The following is a 23,449-nucleotide window of genomic DNA, read 5'->3' on the forward strand; positions in this document are numbered from 1 at the left end:
GGCCGCTCCGGCCCGTGGACGTGAGGAGCGCCGATGTTCCAGGCCAAGCCGACCACGACCACGACCGTGACCACGACCAGCGGCGAAGCAGCAGACACACCACGCCGCGAGGGCCGCCTGCCCCGGACGTGGCGTGCGGCGCACGAGCCCGCCGCAGGAGTGCCGCGCTGGGCCCGCCGAGTCGCCTACGCGGTGCCCCTGGTGGTGCTCCCGTCCGGGATCTGGCGCCTGGGCGTGCTGTTCACCGCGGACAAGCGTGGCGGGTCGATCGCTGACTGGGCGATGAACGGATACGTCGTCCTGCTCACCCTCGCCTCCGAGATCCTTGCCTTCACGGCCGTGGGGCTGGTCGCCCGCTGGGGCGAGGTGTTACCGCGCTGGATGCCGGGATGGGGCGGGCGGCGGGTACCGACGGCCGCCGTGGTCGTCCCGGCCACGATCGGGGCGACGATCCTGACCCTGGTCTTCACGGTCATCGCGGTCATCACCACGGCCACCCAGTCCAAGACCAACGGCGATCCGCTGCCGGCCGACTTCCCGAGCAAGGCCGGCGGCTGGGAGACCGTCTACTTCTACGCCTCCTATGTCCCTCTGGTCCTGTGGGGCCCCATGCTCGGCATCCTGACGTACGCGTACTGGCGCCGACGCAGGTCGGCGACGACGGGAGTTTGACGACAGGACTTGAGGAAGGCCCCGTCATCAATCCTGTGGTGCGGTGGCGGAATGGCCAGGACTCTGGGCCACCATGCCTCACAAAGCCCCGACCGGCCCGATGTGTACACGCGATTCGCTCGCCTCGGACCTGCGCGCGCTCGGCCTGAGGCCGGGGCGGCGGTGCTGTGGGCCTCTTGTTCGGACTGGCCGAAGCGGTTGCCCACGCCGAGGAGTGGCTGGCCGGGCATCGGCCGCGTGCCGCCGGGGCCTGACCGCCGCGTCCCCGGAACCCGGTTCGTGGAACACTCCGGCAGGTGTCTCACTGGATAGCTTGGACAACTCCGCGCCGCCTGGGCGCCACCGCCGCCCTGTACGCCGTCTTCGTCTGTGGTTGGTTCCTCGGTCAGCCGCTTCCTCACGTCGGCTGCGAAGAGGGGACGACAGCCGCTTCCTCCGTCCCGGTGACGATCGGGGAACCGGGGGACGTCAGCGGCGGCTTCAGCCGGGTGGCGACTGATATCGGGCAGGTCGTCACCTACGACTTCGTCTCCACCCGGGTGATCGCCGAGTGCGACCCGGACACCGCCCACCCCCGGCTCGTCGCCTGGATCACCGGCGACTGGCGCTGAGGGGGGCCTTCTCGCCCGAAGGTCCGACGGAGCGGGCTTCAGTCCGTACGCCCCCGCATCGCCGCCCGGTACGACCGCAGATCGCTGTGCCGGACCTGGCGCACCCCCGCGAGGTCCTCGGGCGCCTCGGAGAGGCGGCCCGGTGGCCTGGCGGGGGCGTCGGCCGCCGCCGGGCCGCGGAGTCGGTGCCAGGGCCGGCTCGGCAGCCAGAGGAGCCCGTACAGCCAGCGCCGCACCAGCAGGCGGAATCCCGGCCTCCCCGCGTCGGGCAGCCGGATCACCCGGACCCCCATGATCAGCTTTCCGGCGCTCGCCCGGACGGCCATCGTCAGCAGCACCTGGTTGGCGAACGACAGCGTGACCAACTGGACGACCAGCAGGCCGACCGCGTGCCCCGTCGCGCCCTGGTTCAGGCAGGACCGCACCAGGAGTCCGACGGCCAGCAGGCACAGGTAGCTGTCGAGGCCGACCGCCAGGTAGCGCCGCATGTCGCCCGTGCCCTTGGGGACGCGCGGCCGCCCCCGGAGTGCGGGGGTGGGGTAGGCCGAGCGGGCGTACGCCGGATACGCCGCCCGGGGAGGCGTGTCCCCCTGCGGCGACCGGCCCGCTGTCATGGGCGGGGCCGGCCGGGGCCGAGCGGCGCTGCCTCCGGCCCGGCGTCCGCCGTACCACGCCCGTAATGCGTCAGGAGGCTGCCCTCGCCGACGCCCCCGCGGCTTCGTCATGGGGGCATCATGACTGATCGTCAGGCGGGGTGTCCTTGTTCCTGACGGGTAACTCCGTCGCGCCGGCGTTGTTTTCACCCGACCCTTACGGTTGCCGCCCACCGGGCGCACGCGCGCCTCCCCGGCCCGGTCCCTGGGTCCGCTCGCCCGCGGGGGCGGGGTGCAGCCTGCTGCACCCCGGTACGGGGGCCCGCCCCCTCCTCGCGGCGCGCCGCGGCCGACAGGCTGGACGCATCACCGAACACGGAGGCATCCCGTCATGAAGTCCTTGCTCTGGCTCGTCCTGTCCGCCGCGCTCGTCGCCAACGTCTTCCTCGGGTTCGCGGTCGACAAGAACGGCCTCGAAACAGCCCTGAGCATCGTCTCGGGCGTGGTCGTGCTCGCCTCCGGGGCCGGGCTCTGGGTGCTGCGAGGCCCCCGCGAAAGCCGATCCGGAAGGTGACCCGGCCCACCCGGAGGGGGTCGCAGGGCTGGTGGCCCCGAGCCGCGCGGACCGCCCGGAACGCTGGATCGGGCCTGCTCAGGGCCCTGCGCGGCGGTCCGGGCGCTGATCAAAACGGCTGATCATGGCCAATATATGGATGGTCCTCGAAGATCATCGGGCCGCACGGGACAATCGGATCGTACGACGGTCCCGCGCATCACCCTGCCGGACGTCGGCCGCGTGGTCGTCCCGGGAGGGAGTCCACGGGGCACCGGCGGGGGAGGCGGACCGATGGCGCTCCCCGGGGCGGGGACGTCGACGCGCACGAGCCGACCACGGAAGGTCTTGATCAGATGCCGGTCATCCCCGACTCGCCCGACTCCACCCGCACGCATGATGCCGCGGCCCGCGTCATCGAGCCGCTCTACGCCGAGATCCTGCGCCGCAACCAGGGGGAGCAGGAGTTCCACCAGGCGGTCCGCGAGGTCCTGGAGACGCTCGGGCCGGTGCTGACCCAGCGCCCCGAGTTCATCGACGCGCGCATCATCGAGCGCGTCTGCGAGCCCGAGCGCCAGCTGATCTTCCGGGTGCCGTGGTCGGACGACTCCGGCGACATCCACGTCAACCGCGGCTTCCGGGTGGAGTTCTCCAGTTCGCTCGGCCCCTACAAGGGCGGGCTGCGCTTCCACCCCTCGGTCAACCTCGGCATCGTGAAGTTCCTCGGTTTCGAGCAGATCTTCAAGAACGCCCTCACCGGCATGCCCATCGGCGGCGGCAAGGGCGGCGCGGACTTCGACCCCAAGGGGCGGTCCGACGCCGAGATCATGCGCTTCTGCCAGTCCTTCATGACCGAGCTCCACCGCCACCTGGGGGAGTACACCGACGTCCCGGCCGGTGACATCGGCGTGGGCGGCCGCGAGATCGGCTACCTCTTCGGCCAGTACAAGCGGATCACCAACCGTTACGAGTCCGGCGTCCTCACCGGCAAGGGCCTCGGCTGGGGCGGCGCACAAGCCCGTACGGAGGCCACCGGCTACGGCACGGTCCTGTTCACCGCCGAGATGCTGCGCAGCCGTGGCGAGTCGCTGGAGGGCCAGACCGTCGCGGTCTCCGGCTCCGGCAACGTGGCCATCTACGCGGTCGAGAAGGCCCAGCAGCTCGGCGCGACCGTGGTGACCTGCTCGGACTCCAGCGGCTACGTCGTCGACGAGAAGGGCATCGACCTCGCCCTCCTCAAGGAGATCAAGGAGACCGGCCGGGGCCGGGTCTCGGAGTACGCGGAACGGCGCGGCGCGCACGCCCGGTTCGTCCCCGGTACGGGGGTGTGGTCGGTCCCCGTGGACGTGGCCCTGCCCTGTGCCACGCAGAACGAACTCCATGAGGCCGACGCACTGGTCCTCGTGCGCAACGGGGTCAAGGCGGTCGCGGAGGGCGCCAACATGCCCACCACGCCGGAGGCGGTCCGGGTGTTCCAGGAGGCGGGCGTCGCCTTCGCCCCCGGCAAGGCGGCCAACGCGGGCGGGGTCGCGACGAGTGCGCTGGAGATGCAGCAGAACGCGTCCCGCGACTCGTGGACCTTCTCCCACACCGAGGAGCGGCTCGCCGAGATCATGCGGCACATCCACGACTCCTGCTACACGACCGCCGAGCGGTACGGCAGCCCCGGCAACTACGTGGTGGGCGCGAACATCGCGGGCTTCGAGCTGGTCGCGGACGCGATGCTGGCGCAGGGTCTGATCTGACCGTACGCGGCGAGGCGCCGGTGCCGATGTGGTCGCCGCCGGGACCGCTACCCCGCCCGGGGGAGGCCGCCAGGTGCGGACTCCCCCGGGCGGGGGAGCGGGTTGGCTCGCGCGGGGGATTCCACGTCGTGCCTGCTCCGCGAGGGTGGAGGCATGACACCGAAGATCCTGCACCGGCCGCCGGCCGTCAGTGACACCGAGCGGCCCGTGCCGCGCTGGGCGATGCGCCTGGCCTACGCGTTACCGCTGCTTCTGCTGCCGGCGTGCCTGTGGCGGCTGCCCTTCGCTGTGCACTTCACGATGGGCCAGGAGCCTCAGGAGGGCAGCCTGCCTGCCTACTGGCTGAGCATTCCGTACGTTCTCGGGCTCAGTGTGCTGACGGAAGTGGTCGCGATCCTTACCATCGGGCTGGTCCGGGGCTGGGGAGAGGTGGCGCCCGCCTGGATACCCTTCATCGGCGGGAGACGCGTCCGGCCGATGGCGGCCGTCGTCCCCGCCGTCCTCGGCGGCCTTATCCTCACCTTCCTTTTCACGGCGGTCCCGCTGGGCGGCGGTCGCGACCTCACCCTGTACGGCGTCATCGACACCGTCGGGTACTCCAACGGAGCCTGGGAGGCTCTGGCGACGGTGTGCGTCACCCCCATCGCCGCTTGGGGGCCCATCACCATCGCCCTCGCGATCGCCTACTACCGGCGACGTCGAACCGCCGTCGCTGTGGCGGCGTGAGCGCGCATCGCCTCCTCGAACCCTCCGTCCGCCGGTGCCGGCCGTCTGTCACGCGACTTCGCCACCAGCAGATCCGCCCGGAGCGCAACGCCCGACGCGTGCCGGGGCGGTGTCGCGCTCCTAGGCTGGGCACGGTGAGCATCCGAGCGACGAACCAGGCCGACGTGATCCCTCTGCGCCCGCTCCCGGCGGCGGTCCCGGCTCCACCCCGGGAACCGCTCTGGCGTGACCTCGTCGGGGAGGTGCTGCGGCGCGAACGCCAGCACCAGGGGCGGACGTTGAAGGACGTCGCCGAGGCGGCCCGGATCTCCGTGCCGTACCTCTCCGAGGTGGAGCGGGGGCTCAAGGAGGCCTCCTCGGAGGTGCTGGCCGCCGCGGCCCAGGCGCTGGGCCTGAGCCTTGCCGACGTCCTGGCGGTTGCGGGGGAGCGGCTGGTCAGCCTCAAGGCCGCGCGGTCCCGGTCGCGTTCGCTCGGGCCGAGTGCGGCCGGCGGCCGCCGGCCCGTGCGGTCGACCGGTCCGGCGGGTTCGGTCGGTGCGATGCGCCCGTCGGGCCCGATGGGCGGCGTGCTGCTGGCCGCCTGACCCGAGGGGGCGGTACGCGGCCGCCCTGGCCCCCGGGAGCGTTGCGTGCGTCCGTGCGTCCGTGCGTCCGTGCGTGCGTGCGTGCGTCCGTCCGTCCGTGCGTGCCTCCGTGCTTGCGTGCGGTCGCCTGAGCCGGGGGCGGCGCCGGTAAGCGGAGCCGTCGGGCCCGGGGAGGCCCGTTACGGGCGGTCGTCGACCCGGGCGGTCCGGTCCGCGAGGGCCCGTACCTCGGCGGCGACGGCGGCGTGCCGCTCGCGCGGGATGTCGTGGCCGACCCCGGGCTGGATGACGAGCCGGGCGTCGCGGATCGCCGCGGCGGTGGCCCGGCCCGCGGAGGGCTTGAGCACGGGGTCGTCCGCGCCGTGCAGCACCAGCGTGGGGACCCGCAGTTCGGCCAGGGACGGGCCGTGCCAGGGCGCCCCGATCTGGCGGGACTGGGCGTCCGGATCGGCGATGCTGGTGTCCACGTCGACGGTGATCCGCTCCAGGACCTCCGCCTCGTCGAACGGGTAGCCGGGCGAGGCGACGATCCTGGCCACCGCGAGGCCGGTCGCGATCCGCTCCTCCCGGTCCCGGGCGGGCTTGACGCGGGCGAACTTCGCGAGCGTGCCGAGCCGCACATGGCGGAAGGCTCCCAGCCTGCCCACGTCGCTGGGGAGCGAGGCGGACGAGGTGAGCGTGCGCACCCGGCCCCGGTGGCGCAGGGCGACACGCTGGGCGACGACGCCGCCCAGCGACTGCCCGAAGACGTGGGCCGACTCCCAGCCGAGCTCGTCCATGACGGCGACGGCGTCGTCGGCCATGTCCTCGGCGGTGTAGATCGCGCCGCGGCCGGCGGCCAGGGCGGCGAAGGGGTTGCTCCGGGCGGTGGGTTTCGGCAGCCGGGTGGACTCGCCCGCGTCCCGCTGGTCGTAGCGGGCGACGGCGAACCCGGCGTCGGCGAAGGCCGCGCACAGCGCCCCGGGCCACCAGTGCCGGGAGACCGCGAGACCCATCACCAGGAGCAGCGGTTCGCCGTCCGCGCCCTCCTGGAGCTGGTCGTAGGCGAGCTCGACCGCAGCGTTGCGGGCGAAGCGGCGTTCGGTCCAGGTCATGGCGGGCTCCTCCGGTGGACGACAATACTGCGAACGATGTTCGCGGTATTAGACTACAGCCAGTTCCGGAGCCAGGACAGGGGCCCTGAGGGAAGGTGGCGGACCGTGGCTGATCGCGAGACCCGGCCGACGAACGTCTGGTCACGTCCCGAGCGGGGTACCCGGGGCCCCGCGCCCGAACGGAGCCGCCCCCAGATCACGGCGGCGGCCCTCGCCCTCGCCGACGCGGAGGGCCTGGCGGCCGTGTCGATGCGCGCGCTCGCGCAGCGGCTGGGCACGGGGCCCGCCTCGCTCTACCGCTACGTGGGGAGCCGGGACGAGCTGCTGGACCTCATGGCGGACGCGGTCGCGGGCGAACTGGACCTCTCCGGGTCGACCGGCGGTGACTGGCTGGACGAGCTCGTCGGCCTGGCCCTCCAGTCCAGGGACGCGCACGTTCGGCACCCGTGGCTGGCCGATCTGAACGACCGGCGCGGCGAGGTCCTGGGCCCGCACGCGATCGACTACCTCGACCACGCGCTCGGGATCCTGGCCCCCGCGCCGGGCACCGCCGGACAGAAGCTGGAGGCCATCGGCCTCCTCGGCGCCCTGGCCGTTCTCTTCGCCCGCCGCGCGACCGGCACGACGGGCGGCGGCGGCCGGTCCGCCCAGGCGGCCCACCTGGCCGCCGTCGCCGCCGAGGGCCGCCACCCGCACCTGCTCGCCGCCCTCACCGCGGCCGGCGCACCGCCGGCCGACCGGGACGCGCTGTTCGTCACGCTGTTGCGGCGACTGCTTCCGGCGATGCTCGGCGAGGGGGCGGCGGAGGAGCAGGGCGGTGGAGGAGTAGGGCCGCGGGATCAGCCCTCGACCGGGGCCACGCCGATCGGGCAGGAGACACCCGTGCCGCCGATGCCGCAGTAGCCGCCCGGGTTCTTGTCCAGGTACTGCTGGTGGTACGCCTCCGCCGGCCAGAACGGGCGGCCCTCGACCGGGAGGATCTCCGTGGTGATCTCCTTGTGGCCCGACGCCGTCAGGACCTTCTGGTACGCCGCACGGGAGGCGTCGGCTGCGGCGGCCTGGGCGGGGGAGTGGGTGTAGATCGCGGAGCGGTACTGGGTGCCCACGTCGTTGCCCTGGCGGAAGCCCTGGGTCGGGTTGTGCGACTCCCAGAAGAGCTTCAGCAACTCCGTGTACGGGACCACGGCCGGGTCGAAGACCACGCGTACCGCCTCCGTGTGCCCGGTCAGACCCGAGCAGGCCTCCTCGTACGAGGGGTTCTCCGTATAGCCGCCCTGGTAGCCGACGAGCGTCGTCCAGACGCCTTCGGTCTGCCAGAACTTCCGCTCCGCACCCCAGAAACAGCCCAGCGCGAAGTCCGCCACCTCCAGGCCTTCCGGATACGGGCCCACCAGCGGGTTGCCGAGGACCGTGTGGCGGGAGGGGACGGTGAATTCGGGGACGGGGCGGCCGCGCAGGGCCTGCTCCGGGGTGGGGAGCTCGGGGGTGCGGTGGTTCAGGAACATGCGGGGGCTCCTCCGGGGGTCGGCGTTCGGTACGTACAACACGGGAGCGGCCGCCGGGATTCCAGGGCCGGGCAGCGCGGGGCTCGGAGGGCGTCGGAACCGCCCCGGTAGTTCACCCGGTGGTACCGGCGGCACCGGCGGCACCGGTGGTACCGGTGGTACCGGCGGCACCGGCGGCACCGGTGGTACCGGCGGTACCGGCGGTACCGGCGGTACCGGCGGTACCGGTGGTACCGGCGGTACCGGTGGTACCGGCGGTACCGGTGGTACCGGCGGTACCGGTGGTACCGGCGGCGCCGGTGTCCTCGGCGACGTCCGCCAGCGCCCGAGCGAAACCCCGTGTCCGGGCCGTCTCGTGGTTCCGGTGCCACACCAGCGCGAGCGAGGAGGCCCGGAGACCGGTCACCGGGACGAAGGCCACCGCGTGGCTGCCGTAGTAGTCCCCCGTCGGGTCGCACAGCAGCATCGCGCCCCGTTCCGCCCGCACCAGGGCCAACCCCTCCTGGAGACTGCTCACCGCGGGCCCGGCCGGAATCGCGCGGCCGCCGGGCGTGACGGCCGGGGCCTGGGCCAGCCGCCAGTACTCCGGGGCCGCCCCGGCGACGCCGATGAGCGGGCAGCCCGCCAACTCCTCCGCGTCGATGCCGGGCCGGCGCGCGTACGGGTGCCGGTCGGAGACGGCGAGGGTCAGCGGCCGGGTGGAGAAGACCGGACCGAGCGCCAGCGCGTCGTCCCGGACCGGCGTCAGTACCACCGCCGCGTCCACCTCCCCGCGGTGCACGGCGCCGAACGGGTCGGAGAGAGGGATCTCCACGATCTCGGCGGCGCAGTCGGGATGCCCGTCCCGGAAGGCCGTGACCGCCCGCAGGAACGGGTCGTTGGCCGTGCCCTGGAAGCCGACGCGGAACACGCCCCCCAGGCCCCGCGCCGCGTCCCGCACCTCGTCGATCGTCGCGACGATCGCGTCGAAGGCGGGCCGCAGCCCCACATGGAGCTGTTCGCCGAGCGGGGTGAGCCGGACCCGGCGGCTCGTACGGTCGACCAGCCGGCCGCCGACCCTGCTCTCCAGAGCCCGCAGCAACTGGCTGATCCGGCTCTGCGAGAGGTAGAGGCGCTCCCCGGCCCGGCCGAAGTGGAGCTCATCGGCCAGCGCGAGGAAGGCCTCCAGCTCCCGGATCTCCGGGTTGCTCATGTGTCCCCCGCCTCCCTGGTCCGGATCCGGTCCGGATCGATGAGTCCAGCTCATAGAAGGATGAGAGTTCAGCCGTTGTTCCCGGCCTCCGCCCCCGATTGGCTGGGGACATGACGCAGGTTCAGAAATCCTCAGGAGCCCCGGCCGCCCGCCCGGCGCCCTCCCGCCACGGCTGGCCGGGTGTGGCGGCCCTCGCGCTCGGCACGTTCACGGTGGTCACATCCGAGATGCTGCCCGTCGGGCTGCTCACACCGATGGGCCGCTCGCTCGGCGTCCCGGAGGGCGTGGCCGGTCTGACGCTGACCATCACCGGCCTCGTCGCGGCGCTCTCGGCCCCGGCCCTCGTCCCGCTGCTCGGCCGCGCCGACCGGCGTACGGCCCTGTGCGCGCTGGTCGCGGTGCTGGTCGTCGGCAACCTCGGTGCGGCCTGGGCGCCGGACTTCGGGACCATGGTCGTCGCCCGCGTGCTGGTCGGCATCGGCATGGGCGGCGTCTGGGCCGTCGCGGCGGGGCTCGCGGTGCGCCTGGTCCCTGCGAAGTCCGCCGGAGCCGCCACCACCCTGGTCTTCAGCGGCATCGCCGTCGCGTCCGTCCTGGGCGTCCCCGCCGGAACGTACCTCGGCGCCCTCGCGGGCTGGCGCGCCGCGTTCCTGGCGGCCGCCGGCCTCGGCCTGGTGGTGCTGGTCGCGGCGGCGCTGCTACTGCCCCGGCTGCCCGCCGAGCGCACCGTTCCGCTCGGCGGCGTGCTGCGGCTGACCCGGGACCCCGGGCTGCGCACCGGCCTCCTCGTCGTCGGCTTCCTCGTCACCGGGCACTTCGCCGCGTACACCTACATCAGGCCCGTCCTGGAGGACGTCACCGGCGTGGGCGCGGGCACGATCGGCGCCCTGCTCCTGGTGTACGGAATCGCCGGCGTCGCCGGGAACTTCCTCGCCGGGGCCGGAGCCGCCCGCTCGCCGCGCACGACGCTGCTGGTGATCGGCACGGTCCTGGCGCTCACCGTGGCCGCTCTGCCGTGGCTGGGCGGCTCCCCGGCCCTCGCGGCCGTACTGATGGCGGTCTGGGGCCTCGGCTACGGCGGCGTCTCGGTGGCCACCCAGACCTGGGTGCTGCTCGCCGCTCCCGACGCCCGCGAGGCCGCCTCCTCGCTGTTCGTCGGGGTGTTCAACGGCGCCATCGCGCTCGGGGCGCTGGTCGGCGGGCTGGTCGCGGACGGCATCGGCGTCAAGGCGGTCATGGCGACGGGCGCGGCTCTCGTCGCCGGTGCGCTGGTGACCACGGCGGCCGGCCGGGCTCCCGGCTCCGCACCCGCCGGGCCGTGACCTTCACGGAAGCGGTCAGTGCGGCAGCGTCGCCGGGCTGCCGCCGTTCGCCTCGTAGCCGGCGACCGCGAGCGCCCGGTAGACCGTGTACTGCGCGGCCGGGTCCGCGTCCGCCGTCCACGGCAGCGCGCCCACGTGACCGTCGACCCGGATCAGCTGGTGCATCGCCTCCGACCAGCGCTCCATGTGGACCAGGAACAGCACCAGGAGGTGGCGGACATGGGCCAGCATCGGGTCGTCCGGGCGGGCCGCGTGCACCGCGAACATCGCGCCCTCGACCGCCTTGGTGACCACCTGGCTTCGGTAGAAGCCCTGCACGAGGTTGACCTCGGGCAGGTGCTCGTACACCGCGAACAGCGGCAGCGCGGCGAGCAGCGAACCCCGCGGGGCGCGGGCGGCGGCGGCCGTGGCGAAGGCCTCGGCGTCCTTGCGCGAGCCGTGCCACTTCTCGCAGTGGAAGTGCAGCGCCGCGATGTGCGCGCCCATGTGGGCCGGAGCCCGGTCGATGATCTTCGCCCAGAGCTGGTCGAACTGCTCGGGGGTGTAGCCGAGCCCCCGGGCCACCGCCAGCTCCACGATGTACGGGACGGGGTCGCCCGGCGCGAGGAGGGCCGCCTCGCCGCAGACCGTACGGGCCTCCTCCAGGATGATCCGGAAGTCGTCGCTCCCCGCAGCCGAGGACCGCCACGCCTGCTGCACCAGAAACTCCGCGTGCACCGCCGCGCCGCCCGCGTCCTTCGGGGACTCCGCGCGCCACTTCCGCAGCCACGCCCCGCCCTCCCCGGGCCGCCGCGCCAGCTCCAGCGAGGCCGCGCCCGCGAAGGCCTGGATCCGCTGCCAGCGCACCTCGCCGTCCTTCGGCGTCCCGGCGAGCAGCTGGGCGGCGGCCCGCCAGTCCTGGGTGCCCTGGACGACGTCGAGCACGTCCAGGAGGTCCTGGTCGGGTCCGGGCATCCGGACGTCCAGCTCCTCCTGGCGGGCGAAGCCGTACGTGTCCGGGTCCGCGGCGTCCGGCGAACCGGGGGCGACCTGACGGATACCGCCCCGGCGGCGCATGACCCAGGGGCCGATCACCGCCGCGAACAAGCACATCGCGAGCAGGAACAACAGAATCTCCATGACCCCATTGTCCCCGGAGAGGCGAGTGGCCGGTAAGGGCCCTCGCCACGAACTACGCTCGGGCCTCATGAGCGACCAGCACAGCTTCGAAACCCTCGCCATCCACGCGGGGAACACCGCCGACCCCCTCACCGGCGCGGTGGTTCCACCGATCTACCAGGTCTCCACGTACAAGCAGGACGGCGTGGGCGGACTGCGCGGCGGCTACGAGTACAGCCGCAGCGCCAACCCGACCCGCACCGCCCTGGAGGAGAACCTCGCGGCCCTCGAAGGCGGCCGCCGCGGCCTCGCCTTCGCCTCCGGCCTCGCCGCCGAGGACTGCCTCCTGCGTACGCTGCTGACCCCCGGCGACCACGTGGTCATCCCGAACGACGCCTACGGCGGCACGTTCCGCCTGTTCGCGAAGGTCGCCTCGCGGTGGGGCGTGGAGTTCTCGGTGGCCGACACCTCGGACGTGGCCGCCGTACGGGACGCGCTCACCCCGCGCACCAAGGCGATCTGGGTGGAGACCCCGTCCAACCCGCTCCTCGGCATCACCGACATCGCCGCCGTGGCGCAGGTCGCCCGGCAGGCCGGGGCCCGCCTCGTCGTCGACAACACCTTCGCCTCGCCCTACCTCCAGCAGCCCCTCGCGCTCGGCGCCGACGTCGTCGTGCACTCCACCACCAAGTACATGGGCGGCCACTCCGACGTCGTCGGCGGCGCGCTCGTCGTCGGCGACCCGGAACTCGCCGAGGAACTGGCGTACCACCAGAACGCCATGGGCGCGGTCGCCGGACCCTTCGACGCCTGGCTCGTGCTGCGCGGCATCAAGACCCTCGCCGTCCGCATGGACCGGCACACCGAGAACGCCACCAAGGTCACCGACCTGCTGACCCGGCACCCCAAGGTCTCCCAGGTCCTCTACCCGGGCCTGCCCGAGCACCCCGGCCACGAGGTCGCCGCCAAGCAGATGAAGGCCTTCGGCGGCATGGTGTCCTTCCGCGTCGCGGGCGGCGAGGAGGCGGCGGTCGAGGTCTGCAACCGGGCGAAGCTCTTCACGCTCGGCGAGTCCCTCGGCGGGGTGGAGTCCCTCCTGGAGCACCCGGGCCGGATGACGCACGCCTCCGCAGCCGGCTCCCCGCTGGAGGTCCCGGCCGACCTGGTGCGGCTCTCCGTCGGCATCGAGAACGGCGACGACCTGATCGCCGACCTCGCCCAGGCGCTGGGCTGACGCCTCGGGGCCGGAGCACGGAACACGAGGGCGCCCGCCGGAACACGCGGGCGCCCCTCACGTGTCAGACGCCCACCTTCTCGTCCTCCAGCATGCCCCTGACCTGCTCGCGCAGTTCGGGACCGTCCTCGTGCCCATGGACCGACGCGGCGTGCTCGCTCGCGGCCCGGACGACCTCGTCCTCCTCACCGGAGATGGTGAGGGTGCAGTTCGTCTCGCTCGGATAGTTCCGGCAGTCCGCGACCTTCCTGGTCATCACGGCCTCCTCGGCTCGCTCGACCCCTCCAGCGTAGGCGCGTCGCCCACGGACCCCAACGGCTCACCAGCCCTCCAACGGGGGAGTGACCTGCGCGGGCTCGGTCTCCCACGGCTGCTCGACCCCGGCCCAGACGAGGAACGCCGCGAACGCCACGGCCAGCAGCCAGAGCGCCGTCCGCCGCACCGCCCGGCGCAGCCGCAGTCGGCGCCCGCCACGCAGCACCGCCCGCGCCGCCAGGCCGGGCGGCAGGGCCGGGTGCGGGCCGTCCAGCATCCGGCGGACCTGCTCCTCGCGCGGGTCCCGGCGGTCGGCGCTCACGGTGTCGCCCGGGAGTCCGGGGCCGGCCGCGGCCGGTCCGTGCCGTGCGAGGGCGCCCGCCCCGGACCGGCGGCACGCCGCGGCGCGCGCAGCGTCGCCACCGCCCGGGCGCACACCGCGCGGATCCGGTCGCCGGGCAGCCCGAGCAGCGCCGCCGTCTGCTCCTCGCCTACCTCCTCGTACACCCGCAGGACGAGAACGAGCCGTTCGACGGGGGTCAGCCGGTCCAGCGGACCGCCGCGCGGCCGCTGGTGGCGCCGGGCCTCCCGGGCGAACCGGAGCGCCAGCTCCCGGCGTGCCAGGTCGTAGGGGTCACCGCCGCGCAGTCCGTCCCAGTCGGCGTACGTACGGGCGAGCGCCGCGTGCAGCAGCCGCTCGGCCCGCGCATACGCGCCCGCCGGGTGCGACGGTTCGCCGGTGAGCAGCGTCGCCGTGTGCAGCAGACGACCGCCCGCGCCCGCCACGAAGGCCTCGAACTCCAGGGCGCGGAGCCGGTCCCGGTGGGTCGCCCGCTCTGCCATGGACCACATACGAGCCCCGGCGCACCGCCCCGGTCAAGAGCCCGGACGCGGCGGGTGCGGGGAAGCGAGCCCGAGAAGGGCCGGGTCCCCGAACTCACAGGGCACCGCGCGGAAGACCTACGCCGGTGACGTACCCAGCAGAACGGCGGGCGGGGCGAGAGACATCATGTCTCTCGCCCCGCCCGCCGTTCTGCTGGGCGTCGCGTCAGACGCGGCGGTGGCGGCCGTAGTACTCGCCGGTCGTGCGGTGGAATTCCGTGTCGCCGATGTGCTTGTCCTTGTCGAATTCCGGAGAGTCCTTGACCTGGTCCTTGGTGAGGTCGAGGTAGACCTTCTTCTCGTCGCTGTCGATCCGGCTCACCGTGCCCGCCGGGAGCAGAACGTGCTTGCCGAAAATCCATACGCCGGTGTCGACCACCAGATATGAGGACGTGACATCGTCGGAGTGCTTGTCGACCTTGCCGATGCCGCCGTCCGTCGCCTCGACCTTGTAGCCGATCAGGTCGGTACCGGCAGTGTGGCCGACATGCGGCTGGTAACCCCACAGGTTGTCACTCATGGGAAATTCCTTCGTTCGTAGGGATAAGGAATGAACGTATTCGGAGCGGCCGTCAGGGCGGCGCCGACACTGGTTCGCTCTCTCGCTCCCGCCCCGGCGATCCGCCCGTTGCCTCAGCAACCGTTGATCAGCCTCGTGCCCCGGACCATCCGGCATACGCCCACGGAATCGGTTGTTTTCCGGCCCGATTTCAGGGAAGCCGGGCAACCTGCACGCAGGTCGGTTCACGGGCCTCCTTGATCGACTCCGGTGCTGAGGGCTTTTCCGCATCGAGGCTTACCTTTCCCGGTGCCGGGCACACGGGCGACACGACTCGAAGGAGTAATTCCCATGCTGGGTATAGCAGCCGCAGTACTGTTCTTCATCGCGTTCCTCATCAACGCCGCCGACATTTCCACCAACGACGTGTTCGCGTCGGGCAACGTGATGCTGCTCGGCCTCGTGCTCCTCGCCCTGCACGTCGCGGGCGTGGGCGCCGGAAGCCGGATCGGCGGCTCGCGCAGGCGCTGAGGCACCCGCAGGCGCCACCGGCCCCAGGAGGACGCAAACCGATGGAGAAGGCACACCGATGAACGACGCATCGCAGGACAACACGGGCACGCCCACCCCTGAGGAACTGCGCGAACAGGTGGAGCGAACGCGCGACAAGCTCGGGCAGACCGTCGAGGCGCTCGCGGCGAAGGCCGACCTCAGGGAGCAGACGAAGGACAGGGTCGCCGCGGTGAAGGAGCGGGCCGCCGGGAAGGCCGGGACGGCATCCGGCCGCATGCGCCACCTCACGGAGCAGGCCGCGCGGCGGGTGAAGGACAGGACACCCGACGCCGTGCTGGAAGAGACCGCGCGGGTCACCGCGCAGCTGCGTGAGGGTACGGTGCGCGCCGGCCAGTACGCGGCGGTGAAGGCTCCCGATCCTCTGCGGGAAAGGGCGGAGCGAGCCGCGAAGGCTGTCCGCGCCAACCGCGCCCCGCTCCTCACGGGCAGTGCCCTGCTGGTCGCCTTCCTGCTGGTACGCCGCAGCCGCGGACGTAACCGATGAAGGGAACCAAGATCGCCTACAAGCCGGTCGGCCTGGTCCTGGGTGCTGTCAGCGGGATGATCGCGGGCGCCGCCTTCAAGCAGACGTGGAAACTCATCGAGGGCGAGGGCGACGCGCCCGACGCTCTCGACGAGGGCCGCCCGTGGCGGCAGATCCTCCTCGCGGCCGCCGTACAGGGGGCGATCTTCTCCGTGGTCAAGGCCGCCGTCGAACGCTCGGGCGCCCAGGTGACCAGGCGCGTCACGGGCACCTGGCCGGCGTGACCCCCGGGGCTGACCGCCGCCCGCGCCCCGTCAGTCGGACTGCGGCGGCTGGTACGCGGCCTGCCGGGCGGCCAACGACCCGTTGAAACGGGTGAGCAGGGCGCAGAACGTGTCCCGCTCCTCCTGCGTCCAGCCGTCCGTCACCTGGGACATCAGCTCGCGCCGCGAGGCCCGGACCTCTTCCAGCCGGGCCTGACCGCGCGGCGAGAGCTGGAGCACCACGGCCCGGCCGTCCTCCGGATGCGACGTGCGCTTCACCAGACCGGTGTCGACGAGCGGCGCGACCTGCCGCGTCACCGTCGAGGAGTCGATGCCCATCCCGGCCGCCAGCGCCTTGACGCCCATCGGACCTTCCCGGTCCAGCCGGTTCAGCAGCAGGTACGCCGCCCGGTCCATCGAGTTGCGGACCTGGCCGACACCGCCGAGGCGGGTCTGCTCGGCACGGCGGGCGAAGACCGCCACCTGGTGCTGGAGGGAGTCCAGCAGGCGGTCGGGGCCCGGGTGTTCGGGGGCGGCGCCCCCGGAAGGAGACGCAGCAGTCGTCATGTCCTGAGGGGGCATGGCCGGGGGCTCTCTTCGTGCGGTGTCGGATGGGTGGGGGACAGAGTACGCGGCCCCGGGGCAACGCGTACCAGTGCCGCACAAACCTGCGGACACCACCGCAGGCCGCCGTGAGACAAGTCGGCCGCGCCCGGTCGGAGCTGCAAGACTTGCGGACATGAGCTTCCGCGCGACCGCCCGCCACCCGGCCCTGATCCTCGACGACGTCCGGGGCGCGCAGAAGATGCTGTCCGGGGTGGCGCGGGTGACCGCGCTGGAGGGCAGCCGCCATCTGACCGAGCTGGTCGGCTCACCGGTGCACCTCAAGTGCGAGAACCTCCAGCGCACCGGCTCCTTCAAACTGCGCGGCGCCTACGTCCGGATCTCCGGCCTCACCCCGGTGGAACGGGCGGCCGGGGTGGTCGCCGCCAGCGCCGGGAACCACGCCCAGGGCGTCGCCCTGGCCTCGTCCCTCCTCGGCGTACGCTCCACGGTCTTCATGCCCGTCGGGGCGCCCCTGCCCAAGGTCGCCGCGACCCGGGAGTACGGGGCCGAGGTGCGACTGCACGGCCAGGTCGTCGACGAGACCCTCGCCGCCGCCCAGCGGTACGCGGAGGAGACCGGCGCGGTCTTCATCCACCCCTTCGACCACCCCGACATCATCGCGGGCCAGGGCACCGTCGGGCTGGAGATCCTGGAGCAGTGCCCCGAGGTCCGCACGATCGTCCTCGGCATCGGCGGCGGCGGGTTCGCCGCGGGCGTCGCCGTCGCGGTGAAGGCCCTGCGCCCCGACGTCCGGATCATCGGCGTCCAGGCCGAGGGGGCCGCCTGCTACCCGCCGTCCCTGGCCGCCGGGCACCCCGTCTCGCTCGACTCCCCGGCCACGATGGCCGACGGCATCAAGGTGGGCCGGCCCGGCGACGTACCGTACCGGCTGATCGAGGAGCTGGTCGACGAGGTCCGCACGGTCACCGAGGACGAGCTGTCCAGTGCGCTGCTGCTCTGCCTGGAGCGGGCCAAGCTGGTCGTCGAACCGGCCGGGGCCAGCCCCGTGGCCGCGCTGCTCAGCGACCCGAAGTCCTTCCGTGGTCCGGTGGTGGCCGTGCTGTCCGGCGGCAACGTCGACCCGCTGCTGATGCAGCGCATCCTGCGGCACGGGATGTCCGCCGCGGGCCGCTACCTGAGCCTGCGGCTGCGCCTCACCGACCGCCCGGGGGCGCTGGCCGCCCTGCTGGCCGCGCTGACCGTGGCCGACGCCAACGTCCTCGACATCAGCCATGTGCGCACCGACCCGCGCCTCGGCCTGACCGAGGCGGAGGTCGACCTGCACCTGGAGACCAAGGGGCCGCAGCACTGCGCGGAGGTCGAGGCGGCGCTGCGGGCGGCGGGCTTCCGGGTGATGGGCTGAGGGGGCCGCACGGGCGGACCCGTCGCGCGCCGGGCGCCCGGGACACGCCCGTTCACCGGGCGGTGGCGGCCCGCCGATCCTAGGATCGGACCGGAAGGCCGCCGCCGGCGACACCATCACCATCCGCGAGTGACGGGGGGAGCCCCTCCATGCCAGGTGCGATCCACGCCGAAGGTCTGGTGAAGACCTTCGGCGACGTACGAGCTCTCGACGGCGTCGACCTCGACGTCCCCGAAGGCACGGTCCTCGGACTGCTCGGGCCCAACGGCGCGGGCAAGACCACCGCCGTACGCGTGCTGACCACACTGTTGCGTCCGGACAGCGGCACGGCGTTCGTGGCTGGGATCGACGTCCTGAAGAAGCCCAACGAGGTACGCCGTTCGATCGGGCTCTCCGGACAGTTCGCCGCGGTCGACGAGTATCTGACCGGCCGGGAGAACCTCCGGATGGTCGGGCAGCTCTACCACCTGAGCGCCCGGGACGCGAAGGCGCGGGCGGGCGTCCTGCTGGACCGGTTCAACCTCGGCGACGCCGCCGACCGCACCGCCAAGACGTACTCCGGCGGTATGCGCCGGCGCCTCGACCTCGCGGCGGCTCTCGTCGTGTCGCCGCCCGTGATGTTCATGGACGAGCCGACGACCGGCCTCGACCCGCGCAACCGGCAGCAACTCTGGGACGTGATCGAGGACCTGGTGGCCGGCGGCACGACGCTGCTGCTGACCACGCAGTATCTGGAGGAGGCCGACCGCCTCGCCCACGACATCTGCGTCATCGACCACGGCAAGGTCATCGCCCGCGGCACCTCCGACCAGCTCAAGGCCCGCACCGGCGGCGAGCGCGTCGAGGTCGTCGTGCACCGCCCGGACGAGATCGAGCGCGCCCGGTCCGTGCTGACCGCCCTCGGCAGGGGAGAGGTCACCGTCGCCCGGCTCTCCCGCAAGCTGACCGCCCCGGTCAGCGGCGGGGCCAGGCTGCTGGCCGAGATCATCCGCGACCTGGACGCCCAAGGCGTGGAGATCGACGACATCGCCCTGCGCAGGCCCACCCTGGACGACGTCTTCCTCTCCCTCACCGGCCACGCGGCCGAGGTGCGCGAGAGCGGGGACGAGGAACCCGACGGAGCCGTGGCGGAACGCTCCCGCGACTCCCGGAGCAAGGAGGACACCCGGTGAGCGCGATCGCCAAGGACGCCCCCTCGTCGGTCCCCCGCCCCGCCGGGGGCGTCACGCAGTCCGTGAGGGACTCCCTCGTCGTCGCCAAGCGGAATCTGATCCGGATGACCCGGATCCCCGAGATGGTGATCTTCGGACTGATCCAGCCGATCATGTTCGTGGTGCTCTTCACCTACGTCTTCGGCGGCTCCATCAGCATCGGCGGCTCGACCGACCCGCAGCTGTACAAGGAGTTCCTCATGGCGGGCATCTTCGCCCAGACCGTCACCTTCGCCACCGCGGGCGCCGGCGCCGGCATCGCCGACGACATGCACAAGGGGCTCATCGACCGCTTCCGTTCGCTGCCCATGGCCCGGGGCGCGGTCCTCACCGGACGTACGCTCGCCGACCTCGTACAGACCACGCTCACCCTCGTCGTGCTCGCCGGAGTCGCCCTGATCGTCGGCTGGCGCACCCACGAGAACCTCGCCAAGGTGATCTGCGGCTTTCTGCTGCTGCTCCTGCTCGGCTACGCGTTCTCCTGGATCGGAGCGCTGATCGGCCTGTCCGTGCGCACCCCGGAGGCGGCGACCTCCGGCGGTCTGATCTGGCTGTTCCCGCTGACGTTCATCTCGAACGCCTTCGTGCCGGTCACCGGCATGCCGACGTTCCTCCAGCACGTCGCCGAGTGGAACCCCTTCAGCGCCACGGTGGCCGGGGCCCGCGAGCTGTTCGGGAACACGATGCCCGGCGTGACGAAGTCCGTCACCGGGGCCTGGCCGATGGAGCACCCGATCCTCGCCTCGGTCATCTGGTCCGTGCTGATCATCGTGGTCTTCCGCACCCTGGCGGTCCGCAAGTACCGCTCGGCCGCCGTCTGACGCCCGCCACGCGACGCCACGCCACGCCGCCACCACGTCACACCACGGAGGCAACCATGACCAGCACACCGGACGTCCCGGCCACCGGCCCGCCCGGCGCCCCGCCCGTCGTCGACCGGGCCACCTGGCAGGCCGCCCGGGACGAGCTCCTGGCCCGGGAGAAGGCCCACACCCGCCGGGGCGACGCGCTCGCCGCGGCCCGCCGCCGGCTGCCGATGGTGGAGGTCGACGGGACGGCCGAGGTCGTCGGGCCCGACGGCCCGGTCCCGTTCCTGGACCTCTTCGAGGGCCGCCGGGAGCTCGTCGTCTACCAGCACATGTGGTACGACGGCGCACCGCACCAGGGCCAGTGCGAGGGTTGCACCGACGCGGTCTGGCACATGAGGGACGCCGTCTACCTCAACGCCCGGGGCGTCTCGTTCGCCGTCCTGACCACGGGAATCCGGGAGGAGGTGGCCGCCTTCACCGCGTTCATGGGCTACACCCAGCCCTGGTACTCGGTGCGCGGCCTGGACGCCCCGATCGGCGGCGAGATGGGACACCTCGCCTGCTTCCTGCGCGACGGCGGGCGCGTGTTCCTCACCTACTCCACGACGGGCCGCGGGATCGAGGCGGCCAACGGCTCCTTCGGTCTGCTCGACCTGACGCCCTACGGCCGCGGCGAGGCGTGGGAGGACCGGCCCGAGGGCCGGCCGGCGCTCGGCAGCGTCCGCGAGGGATATCCGGGCGAAAGCGGCCAGGCCTGCTGGTACTGGCGCACCGACGCGGACGGGACCGCGAGCTGGGGCCCGGCCAGCCGCCCCACCCCGCAGTGGACCCGCCCCGGCGTGACGCCCGAGAAGACCCTCGGCCGCACCGGCGACTGCTCCTGACCCGGCCCGCGGGAACGGCCGGCCCGGGGGCGGGCGGCGACGCGCGGGAGCCGCGGCCGTACGGCGCCAACGGCGCACGGGGCCCGCGGCCGTCCGAACCACGACGCACGGGGCCCCGGCCGTACGGCACACACGACGCACGGGACCCGCGGCAGTCCGACGTACACGAGGCACGGAAGCCCCGGCCGTCCGTGGCCGGGGCTCCCGTGTCGTTCCGGTCGTGATGCGGCCGGATCAGCCGCTGTAGGGCTTCGCCGCCAGGATCTTCACCGAGGCCGTCTTGCCGTTCGGCAGTTCGTAGTCCGCGTCGTCGCCCGTCCGCTTGCCGTTCACACCGAGGCCGAGCGGGGACTGCGGGGAGTACGTCTCGATGTCCGTGCTGGCGTACTCACGGGAGGCGAGCAGGAAGGTCAGCGTGTCGCTCTCATCGCCGTCGAAGGCGATCGTGACGACCATGCCGGGCTCGACCACGCCGTCGTCGGCCGGCGCCTCGCCGACCTTCGCGTGTTCCAGGAGCTGGGTCAGCTGGCGCACCCGCAGCTCCATCTTGCCCTGCTCCTCCTTGGCCGCGTGGTACCCGCCGTTCTCCCGGAGGTCACCCTCCTCACGGGCCGCCGCGATCTTGACGGCGATCTCCGTGCGCGCGGGACCAGACAGGTACTCCAGCTCGGCCTTCAGCTGGTTGTACGCCTCCTGCGTGAGCCAGGTGACGTTTTCGCTGGTCTGGGTCACAGGTGCTCCTCGTCGGTGCTGGGAATACAAAGCATCGCCCTACCCAGAAGCATGTGCTTCTCCGGGTGGGCGAAACCACGAGCCTAACAATTCCGCAGGAAAAGGGGGAGAAGGTAAACCGTCACACCCCTCAGTCGGCCGATGTGACCCGTATCGTCGCAGGTCACAGGGGGTTCGACAGAGATCAGCCGGTCGGGCCGTCGTCGGCGGTGCAGCCCATCGGCTCGACCGCGGTCGCCCTGGACCGGGTCACCACGGTCACGACCTCGTCGATCCGGTCCTCGGCCCGGTCGAAGCGGACCTCCTTGCGGCCCACCTCGGAGCCGTCCTCGCTGAGCGCCCGCACCAGGCAGTAGCCGTGGCCCTCGCGGTCCTTGCGGACCTCCAGATGGACATCGGCGCGGGCGTCGGAGACGACCTTGAACTTGATCATCTCGGCGCTGATGCCCTGGCCGCCGACGTAGTCGAAGCCGATCCACCCGATCACGCCGAGCAGGGCGACGCCCAGGACCGATCCGACGATCTTCAGCTTGCGGTCCGCACGCTGATCCTCGGTCCGGCCGTACCGCCCCTCGGGCAGGGCCTCACGAACCGTCGTCATGATCGTTCCCTCCGGGCCGGGCATCGAGGAATTTTCCGGCCCCTCGTTCAGTCACTATAGAAGCCGCCCGCCCGGCGTCCGACCGCGCCCCACACCGATGCCGCGCGGGCGCGGCACCTCTTGAGACAGAGACCCGGACCGGCTTCGCCAGCGACCCGGATCGACCCGACCGACCCATGATCGACCAGAGCGACCAATGACTGAGGATCGAGCTTTGACTGAGCAGCTGCGACTGATGGCCGTTCACGCCCACCCCGACGACGAGTCGAGCAAGGGCGCGGCCACCATGGCCAAGTACGTGTCCGAGGGGGTGGACGTGCTGGTCGTGACCTGCACGGGAGGCGAGCGCGGCTCCATCCTCAACCCGAAGCTCCAGGGCGACGCGTACATCGAGAAGAACATCCACGAGGTGCGCAAGAAGGAGATGGACGAGGCCCGGGAGATCCTGGGCGTCCAGCAGGAGTGGCTCGGTTTCGTCGACTCGGGGCTGCCCGAGGGCGACCCGCTGCCGCCGCTGCCCGAGGGCTGCTTCGCCCTGGAGGATCCCGAGGCCGCCGCGGGGCGCCTGGTGGCGAAGATCCGCGCGTTCCGGCCGCAGGTCATCACCACGTACGACGAGAACGGCGGCTACCCGCACCCCGACCACATCATGACGCACACGATCTCGATGATCGCGTTCGACGGTGCGGCCGACGCGGAGCGGTTCCCCGAGGACGAGTTCGGCCCCGTCTGGGAGCCGAAGAAGCTCTACTACAACCAGGGCTTCAACCGGCCGCGCACCGTCGCCCTGCACGAGGCGCTCCTCGCCCGGGGCCTGGAGTCCCCGTACGGCGAGTGGCTGGAGCGCTGGGAGGAGTTCGAGCGCGTGGAACGCACGCTGACCACGCACGTTCCCTGCGACGAGTTCTTCGAGATCCGCGACAAGGCGCTCATCGCGCACGCCACGCAGATCGACCCCGAGGGCGGCTGGTTCCGGGTCCCGATGGACATCCAGCGCGAGGTGTGGCCCACCGAGGAGTACGAGCTGGCGAAGTCCCTGGTCGATACCTCCCTCCCCGAGAGCGACCTCTTCGCGGGCATCCGCGACAATGCCTGATATGTACGCGACCCAGGCACTGACGCACCTCGTCCCGCTCGCCGCCGAAGAGCTCGACAAGAACAAGGTCACCCCCGGCGTCCTCGGCTTCCTCGTCTTCGCGGCGCTGGCCGTCGGCGTGTGGGCCCTGATGAAGTCGATGAACCGCCACATGGGCAAGGTCGACTTCGAGGAGGCACCCGACCCGGACGCGGTGGCCGCCGAGCCCGCCGCCGGCGAGCCCGCCGCCGACGGGGCGGGCGCACCCCGGAAGTAACCCGCGCCGGAGCCGCGCGTACGGGGA

Annotated in this window: 29 protein-coding genes and 1 pseudogene; 18 read left to right on the forward strand and 12 right to left on the reverse strand. The window is 72.6% G+C overall.

All coding sequences use genetic code 11. The annotated features are described in order from the left end of the window. The first annotated feature begins 159 nt into the window (after positions 1-159). Together ACH4RG_RS06825 and ACH4RG_RS06830 are read left to right on the forward strand one after the other, a co-directional pair. Positions 160-672, forward strand: coding sequence for a hypothetical protein (locus ACH4RG_RS06825; RefSeq protein ID WP_398539403.1), 513 nt, complete (start codon positions 160-162; stop codon positions 670-672). Positions 673-968: 296 nt separating this feature from the next. Continuing rightward, a complete protein-coding gene (locus tag ACH4RG_RS06830; protein WP_398539206.1) occupies positions 969-1,283 on the forward strand; it encodes a hypothetical protein in 315 nt (104 codons plus the stop codon). Between the two features lie 38 nt (positions 1,284-1,321). Here the strand turns inward: ACH4RG_RS06830 and ACH4RG_RS06835 are convergent, their stop codons facing one another. After that, positions 1,322-1,771: an RDD family protein gene (locus ACH4RG_RS06835; protein ID WP_397929974.1), complete on the reverse strand. Its 450-nt coding sequence runs from the start codon at positions 1,769-1,771 to the stop codon at positions 1,322-1,324. Between the two features lie 496 nt (positions 1,772-2,267). Here ACH4RG_RS06835 and ACH4RG_RS06840 point away from each other — a divergent pair, with 496 nt between their 5' ends. The 4 genes from ACH4RG_RS06840 (at position 2,268) to ACH4RG_RS06855 (ending at position 5,484) form a co-directional block, all read left to right on the forward strand. Next, positions 2,268-2,450 carry a hypothetical protein gene (locus tag ACH4RG_RS06840; RefSeq protein WP_397920254.1) on the forward strand — a complete coding sequence of 61 codons (183 nt, stop codon included), beginning with the start codon at positions 2,268-2,270 and terminating at the stop codon, positions 2,448-2,450. Positions 2,451-2,785: 335 nt separating this feature from the next. After that, on the forward strand, positions 2,786-4,174 hold the full coding sequence (gene gdhA, locus ACH4RG_RS06845) for an NADP-specific glutamate dehydrogenase (RefSeq protein ID WP_397920256.1): 1,389 nt from the start codon (positions 2,786-2,788) through the stop codon (positions 4,172-4,174). A 153-nt stretch (positions 4,175-4,327) separates the two neighbouring features. Next, the gene (locus ACH4RG_RS06850; protein WP_397920258.1) at positions 4,328-4,900 is read left to right on the forward strand and encodes a hypothetical protein; all 573 of its coding nucleotides are present in this window, start codon (positions 4,328-4,330) and stop codon (positions 4,898-4,900) included. 134 nt (positions 4,901-5,034) lie between these two features. Beyond that, positions 5,035-5,484 (forward strand): helix-turn-helix domain-containing protein, encoded by a 450-nt coding sequence (locus ACH4RG_RS06855; RefSeq protein ID WP_398539207.1) that lies wholly within the window; start codon positions 5,035-5,037, stop codon positions 5,482-5,484. A 179-nt stretch (positions 5,485-5,663) separates the two neighbouring features. Here the strand turns inward: ACH4RG_RS06855 and ACH4RG_RS06860 are convergent, their stop codons facing one another. After that, positions 5,664-6,578 carry an alpha/beta fold hydrolase gene (locus ACH4RG_RS06860; protein WP_397929782.1) on the reverse strand — a complete coding sequence of 305 codons (915 nt, stop codon included), beginning with the start codon at positions 6,576-6,578 and terminating at the stop codon, positions 5,664-5,666. Between the two features lie 105 nt (positions 6,579-6,683). On the opposite strand from ACH4RG_RS06860, the gene ACH4RG_RS06865 reads away from it, so the two are divergent. Next, on the forward strand, positions 6,684-7,481 hold the full coding sequence (locus tag ACH4RG_RS06865; protein ID WP_398539208.1) for a TetR/AcrR family transcriptional regulator: 798 nt from the start codon (positions 6,684-6,686) through the stop codon (positions 7,479-7,481). Here ACH4RG_RS06865 and msrA read toward each other — a convergent pair. Both msrA and ACH4RG_RS06875 read right to left on the reverse strand, forming a co-directional pair. Next, the gene (gene msrA, locus ACH4RG_RS06870; RefSeq protein WP_397929785.1) at positions 7,418-8,083 is read right to left on the reverse strand and encodes a peptide-methionine (S)-S-oxide reductase MsrA; all 666 of its coding nucleotides are present in this window, start codon (positions 8,081-8,083) and stop codon (positions 7,418-7,420) included. The genes ACH4RG_RS06865 and msrA overlap by 64 nt on opposite strands. A 298-nt stretch (positions 8,084-8,381) precedes the next feature. Continuing rightward, positions 8,382-9,275: pseudogene (locus tag ACH4RG_RS06875) on the reverse strand (LysR family transcriptional regulator); the annotation flags it as partial. Between the two features lie 110 nt (positions 9,276-9,385). Here ACH4RG_RS06875 and ACH4RG_RS06880 point away from each other — a divergent pair. After that, positions 9,386-10,597: an MFS transporter gene (locus tag ACH4RG_RS06880; protein WP_397920270.1), complete on the forward strand. Its 1,212-nt coding sequence runs from the start codon at positions 9,386-9,388 to the stop codon at positions 10,595-10,597. Positions 10,598-10,612: 15 nt separating this feature from the next. Here ACH4RG_RS06880 and ACH4RG_RS06885 read toward each other — a convergent pair whose 3' ends face one another. After that, positions 10,613-11,716, reverse strand: a complete 1,104-nt coding sequence (locus ACH4RG_RS06885) for a hypothetical protein (RefSeq protein WP_397920272.1) — start codon at positions 11,714-11,716, stop codon at positions 10,613-10,615. 67 nt (positions 11,717-11,783) lie between these two features. Here ACH4RG_RS06885 and ACH4RG_RS06890 point away from each other — a divergent pair, with 67 nt between their 5' ends. Continuing rightward, entirely contained in the window at positions 11,784-12,929 is a 1,146-nt protein-coding gene (locus ACH4RG_RS06890; protein WP_397920274.1) for a cystathionine gamma-synthase, read from the forward strand. A 64-nt stretch (positions 12,930-12,993) separates the two neighbouring features. Here the strand turns inward: ACH4RG_RS06890 and ACH4RG_RS06895 are convergent, their stop codons facing one another. The 4 genes from ACH4RG_RS06895 to ACH4RG_RS06910 form a co-directional block, all read right to left on the reverse strand. Further along, a complete protein-coding gene (locus ACH4RG_RS06895) occupies positions 12,994-13,185 on the reverse strand; it encodes a DUF1059 domain-containing protein (protein WP_397920276.1) in 192 nt (63 codons plus the stop codon). A 63-nt stretch (positions 13,186-13,248) separates the two neighbouring features. Next, entirely contained in the window at positions 13,249-13,506 is a 258-nt protein-coding gene (locus ACH4RG_RS06900) for a hypothetical protein (RefSeq protein ID WP_397920278.1), read from the reverse strand. Then, positions 13,503-14,027, reverse strand: a complete 525-nt coding sequence (locus tag ACH4RG_RS06905) for a sigma factor-like helix-turn-helix DNA-binding protein (RefSeq protein WP_397920279.1) — start codon at positions 14,025-14,027, stop codon at positions 13,503-13,505. Before ACH4RG_RS06905 ends, ACH4RG_RS06900 begins: the two co-directional genes overlap by 4 nt. A gap of 205 nt (positions 14,028-14,232) precedes the next feature. Then, on the reverse strand, positions 14,233-14,586 hold the full coding sequence (locus tag ACH4RG_RS06910; protein WP_228926115.1) for a PRC-barrel domain-containing protein: 354 nt from the start codon (positions 14,584-14,586) through the stop codon (positions 14,233-14,235). Between the two features lie 330 nt (positions 14,587-14,916). On the opposite strand from ACH4RG_RS06910, the gene ACH4RG_RS06915 reads away from it, so the two are divergent. Genes ACH4RG_RS06915 through ACH4RG_RS06925 form a run of 3 tightly spaced genes read left to right on the forward strand, consistent with a single transcriptional unit; the run spans position 14,917 to position 15,885 of the window. Continuing rightward, positions 14,917-15,096: a hypothetical protein gene (locus ACH4RG_RS06915; RefSeq protein WP_228926114.1), complete on the forward strand. Its 180-nt coding sequence runs from the start codon at positions 14,917-14,919 to the stop codon at positions 15,094-15,096. 58 nt (positions 15,097-15,154) lie between these two features. After that, entirely contained in the window at positions 15,155-15,622 is a 468-nt protein-coding gene (locus ACH4RG_RS06920) for a DUF3618 domain-containing protein (protein ID WP_397929791.1), read from the forward strand. Continuing rightward, positions 15,619-15,885, forward strand: a complete 267-nt coding sequence (locus tag ACH4RG_RS06925; protein WP_210933680.1) for a DUF4235 domain-containing protein — start codon at positions 15,619-15,621, stop codon at positions 15,883-15,885. Before ACH4RG_RS06920 ends, ACH4RG_RS06925 begins: the two co-directional genes overlap by 4 nt. Positions 15,886-15,915: 30 nt before the next feature. Here ACH4RG_RS06925 and ACH4RG_RS06930 read toward each other — a convergent pair whose 3' ends face one another. Next, a complete protein-coding gene (locus ACH4RG_RS06930) occupies positions 15,916-16,446 on the reverse strand; it encodes a MarR family winged helix-turn-helix transcriptional regulator (protein WP_397920283.1) in 531 nt (176 codons plus the stop codon). A 157-nt stretch (positions 16,447-16,603) separates the two neighbouring features. Here ACH4RG_RS06930 and ilvA point away from each other — a divergent pair, with 157 nt between their 5' ends. The 4 genes from ilvA (at position 16,604) to ACH4RG_RS06950 (ending at position 20,737) form a co-directional block, all read left to right on the forward strand. Beyond that, positions 16,604-17,833 (forward strand): threonine ammonia-lyase, encoded by a 1,230-nt coding sequence (gene ilvA, locus ACH4RG_RS06935; RefSeq protein WP_026290211.1) that lies wholly within the window; start codon positions 16,604-16,606, stop codon positions 17,831-17,833. A 149-nt stretch (positions 17,834-17,982) separates the two neighbouring features. After that, a complete protein-coding gene (locus tag ACH4RG_RS06940; protein WP_397920285.1) occupies positions 17,983-19,005 on the forward strand; it encodes an ATP-binding cassette domain-containing protein in 1,023 nt (340 codons plus the stop codon). Next, positions 19,002-19,865 carry an ABC transporter permease gene (locus tag ACH4RG_RS06945; protein WP_397920287.1) on the forward strand — a complete coding sequence of 288 codons (864 nt, stop codon included), beginning with the start codon at positions 19,002-19,004 and terminating at the stop codon, positions 19,863-19,865. Before ACH4RG_RS06940 ends, ACH4RG_RS06945 begins: the two co-directional genes overlap by 4 nt. A 56-nt stretch (positions 19,866-19,921) precedes the next feature. Further along, entirely contained in the window at positions 19,922-20,737 is an 816-nt protein-coding gene (locus tag ACH4RG_RS06950) for a DUF899 family protein (protein WP_397920289.1), read from the forward strand. A gap of 234 nt (positions 20,738-20,971) precedes the next feature. Here ACH4RG_RS06950 and greA read toward each other — a convergent pair whose 3' ends face one another. Both greA and ACH4RG_RS06960 read right to left on the reverse strand, forming a co-directional pair. Further along, positions 20,972-21,469 (reverse strand): transcription elongation factor GreA, encoded by a 498-nt coding sequence (greA, locus tag ACH4RG_RS06955; protein ID WP_397920291.1) that lies wholly within the window; start codon positions 21,467-21,469, stop codon positions 20,972-20,974. A 184-nt stretch (positions 21,470-21,653) separates the two neighbouring features. Beyond that, positions 21,654-22,070, reverse strand: a complete 417-nt coding sequence (locus tag ACH4RG_RS06960) for a DUF4307 domain-containing protein (RefSeq protein ID WP_274032728.1) — start codon at positions 22,068-22,070, stop codon at positions 21,654-21,656. 214 nt (positions 22,071-22,284) lie between these two features. Between ACH4RG_RS06960 and mca the strand changes: the two genes are divergently transcribed. After that, positions 22,285-23,166, forward strand: coding sequence for a mycothiol conjugate amidase Mca (mca, locus tag ACH4RG_RS06965; RefSeq protein ID WP_397920293.1), 882 nt, complete (start codon positions 22,285-22,287; stop codon positions 23,164-23,166). A gap of 1 nt (position 23,167) precedes the next feature. After that, the gene (locus tag ACH4RG_RS06970; protein ID WP_398161380.1) at positions 23,168-23,422 is read left to right on the forward strand and encodes a hypothetical protein; all 255 of its coding nucleotides are present in this window, start codon (positions 23,168-23,170) and stop codon (positions 23,420-23,422) included. Positions 23,423-23,449: the final 27 nt, after the last annotated feature.

The sequence above is a fragment of the Streptomyces sp. NPDC021019 genome (genome assembly GCF_044333295.1).
Lineage (GTDB): Bacteria > Actinomycetota > Actinomycetes > Streptomycetales > Streptomycetaceae > Streptomyces.